This window comes from Staphylococcus pasteuri, from assembly GCF_030547725.1.
GTDB lineage: Bacteria > Bacillota > Bacilli > Staphylococcales > Staphylococcaceae > Staphylococcus > Staphylococcus pasteuri.
Window position 1 is genome coordinate 1 of record NZ_JAUOQO010000635.1, and the last position, 251, is coordinate 251.

1 protein-coding gene is annotated in these 251 nt (G+C 48.6%); it reads left to right on the forward strand.

The features are described from left to right. Nucleotides 1–42 precede the first annotated feature (42 nt). On the forward strand, nt 43–251 hold a 209-nt coding region (locus Q4528_RS15005), incomplete at its 3' end, for a hypothetical protein (protein ID WP_303522483.1).

The following is a 251-nucleotide window of genomic DNA, read 5'->3' on the forward strand; positions in this document are numbered from 1 at the left end:
ATTCGCGGGGCTGTTGCCGCAGTAATCCTTGACGGTCTAATTATGTATTGGGACGACAAGCGCGTCGAACTCAAAGACAAGACTCTACGGGATTGGGCTAATAACATGATGTGGGCAGGTGTTGGCATTATGTTCCTGTTTGCCGCTGGGTATGGCGTGGAGATTTTTGCCCCTGTTGACGCCTTGCAAAATGTTGACATTTTCGGATTTACCTTCACATTGACACTGACCGATGCCGTTTTGATGTTGGC